This window comes from Noviherbaspirillum sp. Root189 (assembly GCF_001428545.1).
Classification (GTDB): domain Bacteria; phylum Pseudomonadota; class Gammaproteobacteria; order Burkholderiales; family Burkholderiaceae_D; genus Noviherbaspirillum.
The window spans coordinates 355124-371943 of record NZ_LMHZ01000012.1; the positions used below are offsets into that span (position 1 = coordinate 355124).

General features: G+C 58.1%; 15 protein-coding genes and 1 other RNA gene. 3 read left to right on the forward strand and 13 right to left on the reverse strand.

What is annotated here, in order from left to right:
* Nucleotides 1-52 precede the first annotated feature (52 nt).
* Complete coding sequence (locus tag ASE07_RS09485; RefSeq protein ID WP_057290540.1) at nucleotides 53-2047, reverse strand: DNA polymerase III subunit gamma/tau; 1995 nt, start codon at nucleotides 2045-2047, stop codon at nucleotides 53-55.
* Between the two features lie 91 nt (nucleotides 2048-2138).
* Between ASE07_RS09485 and ASE07_RS09490 the strand changes: the two genes are divergently transcribed.
* The gene (locus ASE07_RS09490; RefSeq protein WP_057290541.1) at nucleotides 2139-3791 is read left to right on the forward strand and encodes an isovaleryl-CoA dehydrogenase; all 1653 of its coding nucleotides are present in this window, start codon (nucleotides 2139-2141) and stop codon (nucleotides 3789-3791) included.
* A gap of 70 nt (nucleotides 3792-3861) precedes the next feature.
* On the opposite strand, the gene ffs is transcribed toward ASE07_RS09490, so the two are convergent.
* An RNA gene (ffs, locus tag ASE07_RS27980) (signal recognition particle sRNA small type) lies at nucleotides 3862-3960 on the reverse strand.
* Nucleotides 3961-4112: 152 nt separating this feature from the next.
* Nucleotides 4113-5597, reverse strand: coding sequence for a 4-hydroxy-3-polyprenylbenzoate decarboxylase (gene ubiD, locus ASE07_RS09495; protein WP_057290542.1), 1485 nt, complete (start codon nucleotides 5595-5597; stop codon nucleotides 4113-4115).
* A gap of 466 nt (nucleotides 5598-6063) precedes the next feature.
* Between ubiD and ASE07_RS09500 the strand changes: the two genes are divergently transcribed.
* On the forward strand, nucleotides 6064-7035 hold the full coding sequence (locus ASE07_RS09500) for a transglycosylase SLT domain-containing protein (protein ID WP_057290543.1): 972 nt from the start codon (nucleotides 6064-6066) through the stop codon (nucleotides 7033-7035).
* Between the two features lie 90 nt (nucleotides 7036-7125).
* On the opposite strand, the gene ASE07_RS09505 is transcribed toward ASE07_RS09500, so the two are convergent.
* The 10 genes from ASE07_RS09505 to ltrA form a co-directional block, all read right to left on the reverse strand.
* A complete protein-coding gene (locus ASE07_RS09505) occupies nucleotides 7126-8295 on the reverse strand; it encodes a pyridoxal phosphate-dependent aminotransferase (RefSeq protein WP_057290544.1) in 1170 nt (389 codons plus the stop codon).
* Between the two features lie 153 nt (nucleotides 8296-8448).
* The gene (gene nusB / locus ASE07_RS09510; protein ID WP_057290545.1) at nucleotides 8449-8919 is read right to left on the reverse strand and encodes a transcription antitermination factor NusB; all 471 of its coding nucleotides are present in this window, start codon (nucleotides 8917-8919) and stop codon (nucleotides 8449-8451) included.
* 3 nt (nucleotides 8920-8922) lie between these two features.
* Nucleotides 8923-9408, reverse strand: a complete 486-nt coding sequence (gene ribH / locus ASE07_RS09515; protein WP_057290546.1) for a 6,7-dimethyl-8-ribityllumazine synthase — start codon at nucleotides 9406-9408, stop codon at nucleotides 8923-8925.
* Between the two features lie 151 nt (nucleotides 9409-9559).
* A complete protein-coding gene (gene ribBA, locus ASE07_RS09520; RefSeq protein ID WP_057290547.1) occupies nucleotides 9560-10672 on the reverse strand; it encodes a bifunctional 3,4-dihydroxy-2-butanone-4-phosphate synthase/GTP cyclohydrolase II in 1113 nt (370 codons plus the stop codon).
* A 128-nt stretch (nucleotides 10673-10800) separates the two neighbouring features.
* Nucleotides 10801-11415 (reverse strand): riboflavin synthase, encoded by a 615-nt coding sequence (locus ASE07_RS09525; protein ID WP_057290548.1) that lies wholly within the window; start codon nucleotides 11413-11415, stop codon nucleotides 10801-10803.
* Nucleotides 11416-11428: 13 nt separating this feature from the next.
* Nucleotides 11429-12520, reverse strand: a complete 1092-nt coding sequence (gene ribD / locus ASE07_RS09530) for a bifunctional diaminohydroxyphosphoribosylaminopyrimidine deaminase/5-amino-6-(5-phosphoribosylamino)uracil reductase RibD (RefSeq protein WP_057290595.1) — start codon at nucleotides 12518-12520, stop codon at nucleotides 11429-11431.
* Nucleotides 12521-12673: 153 nt separating this feature from the next.
* On the reverse strand, nucleotides 12674-13342 hold the full coding sequence (locus ASE07_RS09535; RefSeq protein WP_235548405.1) for a GspH/FimT family pseudopilin: 669 nt from the start codon (nucleotides 13340-13342) through the stop codon (nucleotides 12674-12676).
* Nucleotides 13302-13754 carry a type IV pilin protein gene (locus tag ASE07_RS09540; RefSeq protein ID WP_057290597.1) on the reverse strand — a complete coding sequence of 151 codons (453 nt, stop codon included), beginning with the start codon at nucleotides 13752-13754 and terminating at the stop codon, nucleotides 13302-13304. Before ASE07_RS09540 ends, ASE07_RS09535 begins: the two co-directional genes overlap by 41 nt.
* Before the next feature lie 10 nt (nucleotides 13755-13764).
* Nucleotides 13765-14925, reverse strand: coding sequence for a PilC/PilY family type IV pilus protein (locus tag ASE07_RS09545; RefSeq protein ID WP_082584039.1), 1161 nt, complete (start codon nucleotides 14923-14925; stop codon nucleotides 13765-13767).
* 65 nt (nucleotides 14926-14990) lie between these two features.
* Entirely contained in the window at nucleotides 14991-16316 is a 1326-nt protein-coding gene (gene ltrA, locus ASE07_RS09550) for a group II intron reverse transcriptase/maturase (protein WP_235548406.1), read from the reverse strand.
* Between the two features lie 315 nt (nucleotides 16317-16631).
* On the opposite strand from ltrA, the gene ASE07_RS29655 reads away from it, so the two are divergent.
* Nucleotides 16632-16820: hypothetical protein (locus tag ASE07_RS29655; RefSeq protein WP_235548407.1), on the forward strand; the 189-nt coding region annotated here is incomplete at its 3' end.

Here is a 16820-nt window from a genome sequence, read left to right on the forward strand (position 1 = left end):
AACTCCTGATTGTTGGTGAGATTATGTTAACCCCGTCCCGGCACTTGCGCGCTCAGGCCGGCTTGATTGAACCCGGCACGATTGTCGCGCCGAATTCACGCATCATGGTTTGCACGAAAGGGTCGCGCGTCAGGTTTTCCTCCGCCTGACGCTGACGCGCTTCGCGCTCGGCAACAGCCTGGGCATTGGCGGTCTGCTGTACCGCGCCGATTTCCGTGGTCACGCGTACCGTCTTGCCGAAATGTTCCGTCAACGCCGCCGTCAGCTTGTCGACAGCACCGGCCGAACGCAAGGTTTCGAGCGGGATGCGCAAATGCATGAGTACCGCTTCACCCTTGTCTTCGCATTGCAATAGCTCGCTTTGCTGGGCTAATTGCTGGACAACGCCGCGCAAGGGAAGTGCCGCAGCCAGCACCGGCCAGTTGCCATCCCAGTTGAGCGAGGGCATTGGTGTCGGTGCAAGCGGCTGTACATCCGCCACCGGCAGTTCCGGTACGACGATGATCGGCGGCTCTTCGAGTACCGCCGTGTCGGATTGCAGCAATGGCTGGGACTGGGACTGAGCCTGGAATTGCGGCTGGGGCCGGACTTCAGTTTTTTTTTGAGCGGCGACAGGCAGCGAATCGAATGCCGGTGCATCACGCCCTGCCGGCATGTCTTCTTCCCATGGAGGTAGAGACGAAGATGCCGATGGCGCCAGCGAGGCTGATGGTGCTGGAGGTGCTGATGGTGCCGGACGGACCGGCATCACTGCCGGCTGCGACTTGCCACCGTTGCGTGCGGCTTCGAGCGCAGCACGAGCCGGGCTGATTCCTGCCGGTCTGGCAGGCGCCGCGACTGGAGCCGCAGAAGCGGAAACAGGTGCTGACATCGGGGTCCGACTCGCCGGTGCGGCTGCCGGACCGCTTGCACGCGCAGGAACAGGAGGCGCTGGCGGCTGCGCCGCACGTTCCGCCCCACCCATGCCGGGACGGAAGGCCAGCATGCGCAGCAGTGTCATCGAGAAACCCGCGTACTCGTCCGGTGCGAGGCTGAGTTCATTGCGCCCATGCACGGCAATCTGATAATACAACTGGATTTCTTCAGCATCGAACAGGCCGGCCAGGCGCAGAATATCCTCACGCTCGGGTACGTCGTCAGGCAAGGCGGCCGGTACGGTTTGCGCCAGTGCAAGCCGGTGCAGCAAGGTGCCCAAGTCTTGCAGTGCGGCGTTATACGACAGGCTGCGGGTCGCCATTTCATCGGCAACGGCAAGCAGGCCGGCGCCATCTTTGGCGGCCAGCGCATCGAGCACCCGAATCAGATATGACTGGTCGAGCGCGCCGAGCATGCCCTGCACGGCGTCGAGCGTTACCTTGCCGGCGGCATAAGCGATCGCCTGATCGGTCAGCGACAGCGCGTCGCGCATGGAGCCATGCGCACCCTGTGCCAGAAGGCGCAAGGCAGGCGCATCGAATTCAATATTTTCCTGTCCGAGGATGTCCTCTAAATGGCCGACGATGTGGCCGGGCGGCATCTGCTTCAAGTTAAACTGCAGACAACGCGACAATACCGTGACCGGAATTTTTTGCGGATCCGTCGTTGCCAGGATGAATTTGACGTGCTCGGGGGGCTCTTCCAGCGTCTTCAGCATGGAGTTGAAGGCGTGGTTGGTCAACATGTGCACCTCGTCGATCATGTATACCTTGAAGCGTGCATTCGACGGTGCATACACTGCCTGCTCAAGCAATTGCGCCATTTCATCGACGCCGCGATTCGATGCCGCATCCATTTCGATATAGTCGACAAAGCGGCCGGCATCGATGGCGGTACAGGCTTCGCAGACGCCGCAGGGCTTGGCCGTGATACCTGTCTCGCAGTTCAGCGACTTGGCAAGAATCCGTGAAAGCGTGGTCTTGCCAACGCCGCGGGTGCCGGTAAACAGGTAGGCGTGGTGCAGGCGTTGCTGTTCCAGCGCATGCGTGAGCGCCCGCACGACGTGCTCCTGCCCGACGAGCGTCTCGAAGCTCTTTGGGCGATACTTGCGGGCGAGGACTTGATAAGACATGGTGGCGCTGGCAGTTGGTTGTACCCAGCATTTTACCTGACCTGATGCAAGTTATAGGCTCTGACCTTGTTGTGAAAAAAGGATATCCAGAATGCAATGGCCAACACATGAAGTAACGAATCAAGTTCCGGAACTGCAGGACTACAATCTTTTCAGCAGCGATGTGGCGCTTTCCGCCGGATTGCGGCGCGGCGCCGGTGGCTGGCACGAGGAGAATCTCCGGCGCTTCGGCGCAACACTTGGGTCGGAAGACGTCCTGCGGCTGGGAGAATTGGCGAATCATCACTTGCCTGAGTTAAATACGCACGACCGCGTCGGCCGGCGCGTGGACCGCGTGGAATTCCATCCGAGCTGGCATGCATTACTCGGATTGCTGCGTCATGAAGGCCTGCATTCCCTACCGTGGTCCGATCCCCGGCCCGGCGCGCATGTTGCGCGGGCTGCCGGTTATTTTTTGCAGTCTCAGGTGGAATCGGGCTCCCTGTGCCCGACCACCATGACCTTTGCCTCGATTCCGGTTTTGCAAAATGAACCTCGCCTGTTTGCCGTCTTGCGCGACAAGCTTTACTCGCGCGAGCATGACCCGCGGGACCTGCCGCTGGAACAGAAAAAATCCATCCTGATCGGCATGGGAATGACGGAAAAGCAAGGCGGCTCCGATGTCCGTACCAACACCACGACGGCCCGGCCTCTCGGCGGCGAAGGCCGTGGCGCAGAATACCTGCTGACCGGTCACAAATGGTTCTTTTCCGCACCGATGTGCGACGCCCACCTCGTGCTGGCCCGCACTGAAGGCGGCTTGTCGTGTTTCTTTGTGCCGCGCTGGCGGCCTGACGGCAGCAAGAACGCGATCCTGGTCCAGCGTCTCAAGGACAAGCTTGGCAACCGCTCCAACTCCAGCAGCGAAGTGGAATTTCAGGACGCCTACGGCGTGATGGTCGGCGATGAAGGCCGCGGTATCCCCACGATCATCGAGATGGCAAACCATACCCGCCTGGATTGCGTGATCGGTAGTGCCGGCCTGATGCGCCAGGCCTTTGTACAGGCCGCGCACCATGCGCGCCACCGCAAGGTGTTCGGACGGACGCTGGCCGAGCAGCCGCTGATGCGGAATGTATTGTCCGACATGGCGCTGGAGAGTGAAGCGGCAACAGTGTTGATGCTACGCCTCGCTCAGGCTTTCGAATCACCAACCGACCCACTGGAACGAGCGTGGCGTCGTGTCGTCACACCAGCGGCCAAATTCTGGATATGCAAGCGCGCGCTGGAATTTACCGGCGAATGCATGGAAGTGTGGGGCGGCAATGGCTATGTCGAGACTGGTCCGATGGCGCGACTGTATCGGGAAGCGCCGGTGAATTCCATCTGGGAAGGTTCAGGCAACGTGATGTGCCTGGATGTACTGCGCGCAATAGAGAGGGAGACGGAAGGGTTCCTGATGCTGCTCGATCACTTTAGCGAGGTGGCGAACGGACATGCGACCCTGTCGGGCCTGGTGTCTTCCTTGCGCAAGGACTTGGCGACACCACCCGAACAGCGTGAAATGCTGGCACGCCGCTTTGCGCAACGTCTGGTACTCGCGGCGCAAGCTTGCCTGATGCTGCAATCAGCACCGGCCGATGTTGCCGAGGCGTTCATTACCAGCCGCGTGGATGCCGAATCCGGCCGTGTGTACGGTACCTTGTCAGCGACCGCCATGCAGCAGGCGATTCTGGAGCGCGCGTGGCCGGCGCAGCAAACATGAGCCGACAAAGGCAGACATGGTCGGTTACGGCGGGTTTGGAACTAAGGACGGGAAAGGCTTAGAAAGTAGAAGGGGCGAGCCTTGTCTGCGGCACTTGCGGGAAATGGCTGTGGCTGCTTCGTTCCCGACCTGACCAGGTTGGCCATGCCACAATGCGCAGGGGCCCGCCGACCTGTATTTTAACAGCAAAGGAGACCGATCGTCTTTCTATTTCCGGGCGTTGCCGGATCAACAATCCAGCCGGATCCCGTAAAACGCGCCTGTTCATGGCAGCACATTGCGCCAGCATTGGGGTCGTGCTCTGCCCTCCTCTGCTTCAAATCAAATTCCGAGCTCACCCCAGATCCGGTCAACCTTCGCCTTCACCTCGTCGGTCATGCGGATCGTGGTACCCCACTCGCGACTGGTCTCGCCCTGCCACTTGTTGGTGGCGTCGATGCCCATCTTGCTACCCAGTCCGCTCACCGGCGATGCAAAGTCGAGATAATCAATCGGCGTGTTATCCACCAGTGTGGTATCGCGCGAAGGGTCGACCCGCGTCGTGATGGCCCAGATAACTTCTTTCCAGTCGCGGATATTAACGTCTTCGTCGACGACGACAATGAACTTGGTATACATGAACTGGCGCAGAAAACTCCAGACGCCGAACATGACGCGTTTCGCATGCCCCGGGTAAGCCTTCTTGATCTGGACAACCGCCATCCGGTAACTGCAACCCTCGGGCGGCAGGTAAAAATCGGTGATTTCCGAAAACTGCTTTTGCAGCAAGGGGACAAATACCTCATTGAGCGCGACACCGAGAATGGCGGGTTCGTCGGGCGGCTTACCCGTATAAGTGGAGTGATAAATCGGGTCGCGCCGCATGGTAATACGATCGATCGTAAAGACCGGGAACCAGTCCTGCTCATTGTAATAGCCGGTATGGTCGCCGTAAGGTCCTTCCAGCGCGTGTTCATAGCCGCTGGGATGCGACGTGTCAGGGTAGATATGGCCTTCCAGGACAATTTCCGCTGACGCCGGAACGCGCAACTCGCTACCGATTGCCTTGACAAGTTCGGTTCGGCTGCCACGCAGCAAACCGGCAAACTGGTATTCCGACAGGCTGTCCGGCACGGGCGTCACAGCACCAAGAATGGTCGCCGGATCCGCGCCGAGAGCGACAGCAATGGGATAAGGCTGACCGGGATTTACAATCCCGTGTTCACGGAAATCCAGCGCGCCGCCACGATGAGCGAGCCAGCGCATGATGACCTTATTGCGCCCGATGACCTGCTGCCGATAGATGCCGAGGTTCTGACGCTTCTTGTGCGGGCCCTTGGTAATAACCAGTCCCCATGTGATCAACGGAGCGATATCGCCGGGCCAGCAATGCTGGATCGGCAGCCGGCTCAGATCAACATCATTACCTTCCCACACAACGTCCTGGCATGGCGCGGAACGATGCTCTTTGGGCGCCATGTCCCACAGTGACTTCACCATCGACCCCAGACCCAATACATCCCGTAGTCCCTTGGGAGGTTCCGGCTCCTTGAGGCTAGAGAGTACATGCCCGATCTTGCGCAGTTCGCTGACATCCTCAGCCCCCATCCCCAGGGCGACGCGTCGCGGCGTCCCGAAGAGGTTGCCGAGTACCGGCATGGTGTGTTTTTCAGGTTTGTTAAACAACAGTGCTGGTCCACCAGCGCGCAGCGTGCGGTCACAGATTTCCGTCATCTCCAAATAGGGTGAAACCGGGGTAGATACCACCTTAAGTTCGCCCATTTGTTGCAACTGGGCAATAAAATCTCGCAAATCCGAATATTTCATGATTTTTCACAAAGTTTGAGACTTGCCTATGTTTGTAGAATGCAAGCCCAAGTAATTGATTTTATTAGGGTTCTGTTGCGTCGCAGCGAGATTGTCAGATCTAGAAGTAATAAAAACAGCGTTTGTTAGTATTGACTCGATATAAACACGCCCCTAAAATTCGCCCAACTTGACGAGCATGCTTCCCGGCAAAGGAAGTATCACTTGATTGCTCGCCACTCACGGGATCGGGGTCCCACATGACATTTTAAGGAGTGTTTCCAAAAGGCTTCCGCCTTCTCCCCCGAAAAGTTTGCTTGCCACTGCCGGGCGCCATGGAGCCGCCTACAGTCTGAGGCAAGCAAATCCGACGACTGTTACCAGCGCCGCGCGCGGTCACAGTCGATTATCTGATTCACGGCAAACTCAAGGGTCTACAAGGTCTTGTAGTGGGCTCTTCGCTTGCCGCGACGATTCAGGAGGTGCAATGTTACATCTATTTATGAGGGCGACAACAGGTTTCGCCCAACGCAGGGCAAGCCAGTCCGCTGCCTGGGCAGTGTTCGTTCGCGACACGGTAAGCGGTTTCCTCACAACCGCGCACCATACCTTGATGGCCTTGGGTATCATCGCGATCGCCGCACTCGGCATCATGTTTGTCAAACCTGAAATCGCGGACCAGCTCAAGGAATTGTCGCCGTTCGCCGCAACGGAAGACAGCACGCTGCCGGCCGCAGCGCTTGATACCAAGGCATCATCGGCAACCCCGACTGCATCGACTGCACCGGCTGCGATTGCCGCACACGCACCGGCCCAGCCTTTGGGCAATACCGATGTCAATGCCAATCTCAATACCGGCAACACCAAACAACAGCAATGGGTCACCACCTGGTTGTCCAAGCGGTATCGCGTGGCCAGCGATGCGACCAATATGCTGGTTTCCGCTGCTTACATGACCGCAAAGGAGATCAAGCTCGACCCCCTGCTCATTCTTTCGGTAATGGCGATCGAGTCGGGTTTCAATCCTTTTGCCGAAAGTCCGGTTGGTGCGCAAGGCCTGATGCAAGTCATGTCAAAGGTTCACCATGACAAATTTGCCGAACTTGGCGGCGTCAAAGCGGCGCTTAATCCGGTTGCCAATATTCGTGTCGGTTCGTTGATCCTGAAGGATTATGTGCAGCGCGGTGGCTCGGTTGAGGCAGGTCTTAAAATGTACGTGGGCGCAGGCGCTTTCGATTCCGATTCTGGCTATGGCGCTAAAGTACTTGCCGAGTACCGTCGACTGAAAGAAGTCGCCATGGGCAAACAGGTACCCGTCTTCACGACATCAGCCAGTGCAACGCCGGCCAAGCCCAAACCGGCTGAGCCAAAAGTAGAAGAGGCTGCAATTGAATCCCCGCCCTCCCCTTTACAAGATGGCCTTCCGCCAGTCAAGGCAGATCAGGTCGCTGCACTATGAATACGGTGTAGAGGCAAAGCTGTAAAAGTAAAAAGGAGCCTTTCGGCTCCTTTTTACTTTTCACCCGAAGATGATTCGCAACTTCCGCTCTCAGCGGCGTGCCGCAAAAAACTTTTCAAGACGCGCCACCGCTTCCTTCAGGTTTTCCATGGATGTCGCATAGGACAGGCGAATGTACTGACGAGCTGTGTAAGGCCCAAAATCCAGGCCAGGCACTAGCACTACGCCGGCGTCATGCAGCATGTCGATGGTCAGCTGGTCGGCATCGCCGGACAACGCTGAACAGTCCGCGTAGACATAGAACGCCCCGTCCGGGGTGACTGGCACCCGAAATCCAAGCTGCCGCAACGCAGGCACAATAAAGTCACGACGGCACTTGAATTCGGCTTTGCGTTCTTCATAGATTGCAATAGCTTCAGGGGTAAAGCAGGCAACACCGGCGTGCTGCGCAATGCTGGACGCGCAGATAAACAGGTTCTGCGCCAGCTTCTCAATCGCCGGCACCATGGCATCCGGCACCACAAGCCAGCCGAGACGCCATCCTGTCATGTTGAAGTACTTCGAGAAACTGTTAATGACGATGACGTCCTCGCCCAGCGACAATGCCGAAAATGGCTCTTCGTCATAGGTAAGGCCCTGGTAAATCTCGTCGACGATGGTAAAGCCATTCTTTTCGCGTACCGTTGCCACGATACGGCGCAGTTCGTCATGCGGGATCGAGGTGCCGGTGGGATTCGAGGGTGATGCAAGCAGCACACCACGGGTTGACGCATTCCAGTGTTCGCGCACCATGTCATCCGACAGCTGGAAGCGATGTTCCGGTCCGCTGGGAATCATCTTCGCGTGTCCCTCAAATGCCGCCACAAAGTGCCGGTTGCATGGGTAAGATGGATCCGGCATCAACACCTCTGCGCCTTTCTCAACCAAGGCCGCGCAAGCCAGCAGCAGCGCGGCCGACGCACCGGCGGTCACAATGATGCGCGATGGCGCGATGTTCAAGCCGTAAACACGCTGGTAATGTGCGGCAATCGCTTCGCGCAAGGCCGGAATCCCGGTCGCCGAGGTGTACTGCATCTTGCCGTCTGCCATCGCGCGTGTCGCGGCGTCGATCACAGGCTGTGCCGCCGTGAAGTCGGGCTCGCCGATTCCCATATGGATAATCGAGCGGCCCTGGCGCTCAAGTTCGGTTGCTTTCTTGGCCAGCTCCATCACATGGAATGGCGCGATGTTGGCAAGTCGGGAAGCCAGAAGTGGATTCATTGCGATGGATGATATCGAGGGAATGCGAGGGAATGCTCTTAGTTTTGGCCTGAGCGTTGCTCAGGCATGGCAAAGGCTGCAGACCACGCAGCCCGGGCTTCGCCACGCGAAACGTCGAATGGCGCCTCGCTTTTGCAGGGTTGCCCTAGCCGCTTAGCGTTTGCGGGCGTCGTCGACTTCGACGTTACGTACTTTGGCGGCGAACTTGTCGAGCACGCCATTGACATACTTGTGCCCATCAATACCGCCAAAGGATTTGGTCAGTTCGACCGCTTCATTGATCACGACTTTGTACGGAATTTCAATGTGATTGGCGAGCTCATAGGCGCCGATCAGCAGAGCAGCATGCTCCACAGGGGAAAGCTGTTCGATAGGACGATCGATCAATGGCGCAAGATTTTCGCGCAGGGTCGTCGCCTGCTTGATTGAGCCGTGCAGCAAGGCATTGAAATGGTCGGCATCAGCCTTGTCGAAACCATGGGCCTCGCGAATGTTGGCATCGATTGCGCCAGCATCCTCATTGGCGAGCAGCCATTGATACAGGCCTTGCAACGCGAACTCGCGCGCGCGGTGCCTCGGCGTGCGGTTCTTGTTCGGATTGGCGTGCGCTGTCTTCTGGTTCATGTCTTACTCTTCCTCGGTAACGTCGGCGAGTTCTTCCAGCGCGATCGACAGGTTCGCCATTTCAATGGCGACGCGAGCGGCATCCGTACCCTTTTCCGCCATCCTTGCCTCGGCTTGCTCGTCGGTATCGGTCGTCAGGACCGCATTGGCGATTGGAATACCGAAATCCAGTCCAACGCGTGTAATTCCGGCACCGGACTCATTGGATACCAGTTCGAAGTGGTAGGTTTCACCGCGAATCACTGCGCCGATGGCGATGAGAGCATCGAATTGCTGGGTTTCGGCCATTTTCTGCAGGGCCAGAGGAATTTCCAGTGCGCCGGGCACCGTCACATGCAATACGTCTTCGTCGGCAACGCCAAGATGCTTCAGTTCCGCCAGACAAGCGGACAACAGGCCGTGGCAAACGTCTTCGTTGAACCGGGCCTGCACAATACCTACGCGCACACCTTCTCCGCTCAAGTTCGATTCGTATGTTCCTACGGTCATGGTGATTCCTTTATGCGCAATCGCGCTCAATGAAACTGCTGCCTTGCATCGGACGCCTCGAACTGTCGTTGCGTTCGCCACAAGGGCGGTTATAAATTATTTGACTCCTGTCTGACTGGACGAAGTCGCTTCTTGGTTCTTTTGCTTGCGCTTAAATTTCGGGTTTTGCCTGGTAACCGACCACTTCGAGGTCAAATCCGGTCATGGACGGCATCTTGCGCGGGCTTGCCAACAGTTTCATCTTGCCGACGCCGAGATCCTTGAGGATCTGTGCACCAATGCCATAGGTACGCAGATCAAGCCGCGATCCCCGTGGTTGCGGCACGGCGTCCGGATTGTTGAGCGCATCGAACTGGGCAAACATTTGATCCGCGGATTCTTCGCAGTTCAGCAGCACCATGGCACCACGTTCAGACGCCTGAATCGCGGCCATTGCTGATGCCGTGTTCCACGAATGCGTCGTGGTGCGCGTTTCCAGCAAATCAAGGATCGATACCGGCTGATGCACCCGTACCAGCGTTTCCAGGTCCGGTGCGATGTCACCATGTACCAAAGCAAGGTGGGCGCCGCCACTGGGTTTGTCACGGTAAGCGATGGTTCGGAACGGCCCATGCGCGGTATGCATGACGCGCTCGGCCACCCGCTCGACGATGCTTTCATTCTGACTACGATAATGAATCAGGTCAGCGATGGTGCCGATCTTCAAGCCATGTTCCTGTGCAAATTCCATGAGGTCCGGCAACCGCGCCATGGTGCCGTCGTCCTTCATGATTTCGCAGATTACTGCGGCGGGTGTCAGGCCGGCAAGCTCCGCGAAGTCGCAGCCTGCCTCGGTATGTCCGGCACGCATGAGTACGCCACCCTTCTGCGCCTTCAGCGGAAATATATGTCCAGGCTGAACGATATCGCTGGGTTTGGCGTTCTTGGCAACGGCAACCTGCACTGTCCGTGCACGGTCGGCGGCAGAAATGCCGGTGGTTACGCCTTCAGCCGCTTCGATCGATACCGTGAAATTGGTGCCGTAGGATGTACCGTTGCGAGTGGTCATCATCGGCAGGTTCAACAGATTGCAGCGCTCTTCCGTCAGCGTCAGGCAAACCAGTCCACGACCAAACTTTGCCATGAAATTGATGGCTTCCGGCGTGACAAACTCCGCCGCGAGCACCAGATCGCCTTCGTTCTCACGATCTTCCTCATCGACGAGGATGACCATACGGCCGGCACGCAGCTCGGCAATGATTTCTTGTGTTGTTGAAATAGCCATGACTAAGATCCTATGTAGCCTGCTATTTTAAAGGATTTAGGCTGCTTCCAACTTTCAGAGCCGAAACAAATCCGAACAAACGCCATCCGAAAACCCGCTGGCGCAGGTAGGAACGGCCAGTCTGAACTTCAGGCCTTGAGACTGAGCATGCGCTCCACATAACGCGCGATCAGGTCGATTTCAAGGTTGACCTTCGATCCCGCTTTCAGATGCTTGAGAGTGGTCACTTCAACGGTATGGGGGATCAGGTTGATCGAAAATTCGCAAGCTTGGGCGGTATCCGCGACGCGATTGACCGTCAGCGATACGCCGTTGACTACAATCGAACCCTTGTAGGCTAGGTATTTTGCCAGTTCGCGCGGCGCTTCAACGACCAGTTCCATGGATTCACCTACCGGCTCGAATTTGCGTACGACGCCGAGACCATCGACGTGCCCGGAGACCAGATGCCCACCCAGCCGGTCTGCCAGTGTCAGCGCTTTTTCCAGATTAACCTCTCCGACTGCATCAAGGCCGGCGGTGCGGTTCAGGCTTTCACGCGACACATCCACCGTGAAGCCGGTTGCAGTCTTGCTGACTACGGTCATGCAGGCTCCATTGAGTGCGATCGAGTCGCCAAGACCGACATCCGTCATTGGTAAACCACCGGCATCGACGGTGAGACGTACTCCGGCGTCAGGTTCGCTGCCCAAAGGCGTAATCGATGAAATTTTGCCGACCGCGGCGACGATTCCGGTAAACATGGTCTGAATCCAATCAGATAAAACGAGCAAGGATACGCAAATCCGGGCCGATTTGCTTGACGTCGTGGAAGGCTAGCCGCTTCTGGCCCTCGAGATTGTCGAGTGCTTTCAAATCAAACATGCCTTGCGCATCGCCGAGCAGACTCGGGGCAAGATAAAGCAGCAATTCATCAACACAGCGTTCGCGGATCAGCGATCCGTTCAGCTTGAAGCCTGCTTCCACATGCAGTTCGTTGATCTGCCTGCGCCCGAGTTCTTCCATCAGCGCCGGAAGATCGACTTTTCCATGGGAATTGGGCAACAGAATGATCTCGGCACCGCGCTCGCGCAGTCGCGCCTCCTTGTCGGCATTGCCCTGCGCGGCAACGATCCAGGTTCCTCCACCGGCGAGGACACGCGCATCGATGTCAATCTGCAGTCTGCTGTCGATGACGACACGCCTGGGCTGGCGCGGTGTCTCGATGGCACGGACGTTCAATTGGGGATCATCTTCCTGAACCGTTCCTATGCCGGTCAGGATGGCACAGGCGCGCGCACGCCACCAATGACCATCGTCGCGCGCCTGAGACGATGTAATCCATTGGCTCAGCCCGTTATGGAGTGCGGTACGACCGTCAAGGCTGGCTGCCGATTTCATGCGTACCCAAGGCTTGCCGTGCTGCATCCGGGACAGGAAGCCAATATTCATTTCGCGTGCTTCTCTTTCGCATACACCCGAAACCACTTCAATCCCGGCAGCGCGAAGTTTGGCAAAGCCCTGCCCCCCGACAAGCGGATTGGGATCGCCCAGCGCGGCTACCACCTTGCCAATACCGGCGCGAATCAGCGTATCGGCGCAAGGCGGCGTCCGCCCGAAGTGGCTGCACGGCTCCAGTGTCACGTAAGCGGTCGCGCCGCGCACATCGTTGCCACGGCGGGCTGCGTCGTTCAGGGCCTGCACTTCGGCATGTGCCTGTCCGGGAGGCTGGGTATGGCCCTCTCCGATCACGCGCCCATCCTTAACGATAATGCAGCCTACTCTCGGGTTCGGGCTGGTTGTCAGCATGCCTTTGGCCGCCCATTCCAGGGCCAGCATCATGCCTTGCCGGTCGTTGTCTATATCCACGGAAATGCCGCTCCGGTTATTGGTGGGCCATACAGTACATGGCCAAAGCGACATTCTATCGTGCCATACGCCTGACGCCGCAGCTTGCACCGTGCCGCCTGCGGCGAGCGGCCCGCTGGCTTGCGCGCCGGACCCCTTTGGCGGGTGCGTTAGTCAACAACTTGCTTCGCCCGGTTTCAGACTGCAGACCCGCGGCCGCCCCAAAGCATTCAGGTAAATCTTGCGCCGTTGATTGCCAAGCTCAAAAGTGAAAGAACCAAATTGAAGCTGCTGACCGCCGGCAAGATTAGTCCTGCTGCGGCCAGTGCCGGTATAGGCGAGGTAGAGCGGCGACTGGTCGGTCATGGCAGAACTGACCGACATACCGGTGGGCACAGGTGCGTGCGTGTAGATGATTTGCTCGCCCGCACCGACTTTTTGATCCCCGTCTTCATCCATAAAGATGGTCCACCCGGTTGCCCAGTTGTCGCCGACAGGAACAAGGTCCACACGCATTCCACGTCGTATAGCCTCCGAGCGTGTCAGTTGTATGGCTGATAAAAAGTCATTCACCGTCGCGCTCGCTTTCTGGTTTTGAATCAGTTCGGCAAACGACGGAATGGCAAGCCCCAGCAGGAACGCCGCCACAGCGAGGGCTGTCATCAATTCAACAAGTGAAAACCCGGCTGCCCTTTGCGGTACAAGGTCGACGTGCAGACATCGCGCATCTCCCGCCGCATGTGAACGGCGTGCATGATGAATACGGCATACGCACATGCCGTATTCATCACCATATTTGCTGTTATTTCCAGCACTCGGCATTTTCAGGACTCCTTTTACCATTGCTCGACATACCTAGCTCACCGCACTTTGGATCGCTGAAATGACCATCGACGAGCGCAGTTCCCGGCTTGGCAATAAGCTTGACACAGTTGGCAATCACCTCATCAACGCAGGCCGTTGCCGCGAGTTCATAGGCGCTGTTGGCAGCACTGCTGCCCGAATACCATTTGAAAGAATCCTTGTTAGCCGATGTAGCCGAAAACTCTACGTAAGTATTGTGTTGCGAGTAGTAGCGTTCCTGATGCAACAAGATTTCCGTCAAAGCCGCCTTGCCTTCCGCGCGTTTGGTACGGCGAACCGACTCCAGGTAAGAAGGATAGGCAATTGCCGCAAGGATGCCAGCGATGACAACCACGATCATCAATTCGATTAACGTAAAGCCGGCTTGGCGCAAGGTGTCGCAGTTCTTCATTTTGACGACCTTATTTCTTCGGGGCTGCATTGCTGAGTTCCTGCCAGTTAGGAATTTCACGCCAGCTGAACCGTCCTGCCGGCAGCGCTGCTTCCACCTTTTCTCCGGCAGCGCCGTTGCTGTTGACAGTCGTGCCAGACGAAGAACCGTTGCCGGTGCCAAAGTTCACGATGGAATATTTTTTCCTGAGTGCGCGCCTGCCAACCGCGTTGCGGTCCCCGATTTCTGTCGTCGTTTCGAAAGGGACCGGCGCACTTAGCATGCCAACCGTGGAAAGCTGGCCGGTGACGCCGCCATTGGCCGGAATGCCGCTGAGGGTATTGACCACGTAGCTGCGTCCGCCACCGGCGTCGCATGGGTCAGATCCGGGCATAAGTGTATTGAAGAATAACAGCCCGTTGATGACCATCGGGTTGGTGACGCTGCGCTCACCTGTTTTGTCCGATTCCATAAAGTCGAAAAACCAGCCCTTGCCGCCAGCGCTCCCAGCGTCGTAGGCGACAGGCGCACCGGTAATCGCGAACGCGCCACCTGCCTTCTCCAGCTTGCGCTCGGACAGTTCAGCCCTGCCGCCGATCGCATAGTCGCCTTTCAATGTATCCAGTACGCCGTAGAACGTCTGTGTCGAAAAATTTCCCTTGGCAGCGTCATCATTTTCGATAAATTTTCCAGTTCCGAACAGCACCACATAGCCACCTTCGGGAGCGAAGACGACGCGCGGCTGTGTGGTCACCGGCTGGCGATTGCCCTTGCTATCTTTAGCGACAAACAACGGCTTGGTTCCCGCAAGGGCGCTCGTCCACGGCATTGTCCCGGTGAAGTCAAATCTCCATAGGTTTCCCTGAAGATCGCCGGCATAGGCATAACGTACTGCGCCATCGGCCCCGGTCACCAATGCAGGCGCGCTCAGGCCATTTTGCAAGCCGGCTTCTGTGGCGGGCGTGCGGAATTTGAAGTAATTGGTAGAGTAAGGATGTGGCGCGGTAGTCTTAGGCTTGGCTTGTCCGTTTGCCGCTGCTTTCGCATTGCGGTGCCCTAGTAGCGTCTGCCATCTCCCCGAGGACGCGGTAGAGTAAGGATGTGGCGCGGTAGTCTTAGGCTTGGCTTGTCCGTTTGCCGCTGCTTTCGCATTGCGGTGCCCTAGTAGCGTCTGCCATCTCCCCGTTTCCACATCCTCCTCATCGAACCGGACTTGCAGATCTCCCGCATCCGGCTCTCGGACAGTACATCACGCCTTCACACACGCCACGCTACGCCACCGCGCGCAGCCAGACGCACGAGCCCGAAGTACCCGTAGAGGTGCGAGAGTGGATATGTCCCGCCCCTACGTCGCCTGACCTTGTACTTGTTGCGCAGCCACCGCCGCAACCGCGTCGCCGTGTACATATCGAGCGCACGGTATGCCCGGCTGACCGACCCTACATCGAAGTAGTTCGCCCAGCCGCGCAACGTGCGGTTCAATTTGCCCACCAGCTCCGTGGTCTCCTGCCAAGCGTTCGACAGACGCGTGAGGTCATGGACCTTCTCGACCATGCGCCTGATACTCTTCTTTGACGGCCACAACGCAGTGCGCGCCTTGCCAGTCGTTGACGAATACCGCCTGCCAAACGTGAAGCCCAAGAAGTCAAACTCGCCTTCCGGTACCTTGCAGAGGCGTGTCTTCTCCTCGTTCACCGTCAGCTTCAGTTTGCCCATGATCTGCCGCATCCACTGCAAGGCTTCTTCGGCCTTGCCGCGTTTGCACAGGATCACGAGGTCATCGGCATAGGTGACGATGTGGCTGCCAAGGCGATACTCCAGCCCCAGCTTCTTCCAGGCCAGCACGAACCGCCGCATATACAGATTCGACAACAGCGGCGAGATCGGCGAGCCTTGCGGAATGCCACATCCACTGTCCCGGGCAACAGTTGAGCGCGTCCTGACACCTTTCCTGTCGGTTTCTTCGACAGCGCATTCCAGCCACATCCGAACCAGATGCAGCGCACGCCGGTCGACGATGCGTCGCGCCAGCGAACGCATCAGTTCCGGGTGTGGAATACTGCCGAAGTAGTCGGCCAGATCGGCATCGACCACGTCCGTCTGTCCCCGGTGAAGCCGCTCCTGCACCTCGGTTGCGGCCTGCTGGGCATTGCGGCCCGGCCGGTACGCGTACTGCTCCTGAGGAAGGTCGGCTTCAAAGATCGGTTCCAGCACCAGCATCGCTGCCGTCATGCAGACCCGATCGCGAACAGTCGAGATGCCCAATGGCCTTAGCTTGCCATTGGGCTTGGGAATGAACACCCTTCTTATAGGATCCGGTTGGTAAGTTTCCTTCCTGAGCGACAGCGCCAGTTCAGCCAGCCAGCGCTCTACGCCGTACGCCTCGATGTCGGCAAAGTCCTGACGGTCCACGCCCGGTGCGCCCTTGTTGGCGCGGCACTGGGCCCAGGCCTGCGCCAGGACGTCTTGCCGGTGGATCTTGTCGTACAGCGCGTAGAAACGATAGCCGTCTGACGACTTCGCTTTCGCGTGTAACGCCACCTGCAGCTTCTGAACACTTTCCGGAGTTGATAGGTTGCCCAATCTCCTGTCCCTCGCTACTTCCTGCGTTGATACTGAACCAAGGCCCCTTCCCTCCACCGGCATTACCCGGCTTCAACGGTACTACAAGCCTCTCCGTCACCCCGTAGCGCCCGGACCGTCCCTCACGGGCGTCCGGTTGGTCGTCCCCGACCACGCCACGGGGTTTCCCGTGTTGCGTATGTGTTCCTTGTGTACATGCTGTCGCCACTACCCCGGCACAGCGACGGGCGGCACTACTTTGCTCAATCCGTTCCGTCGTGTCAGCCTTCCCCGATAGGGTTGCCGGGTCGGCCTGTGCATCGGCATTTTCGAGGTTTGCTCAGCGTTCACTCGCGTTACGGCCTGCACACTCGCGCTGCCACCGTATATCGTGGCAAGCATCGTCTCGGAGGCTTCAGCGGCTTCGTTACCTCCACCGCTGCTCCGGTAGCTTCCGGCGGGAGCACTTCGCCGGGCGGGGCTTCCACCCGCTGGAACTACATCGCCTTATCACGGCGCACACCC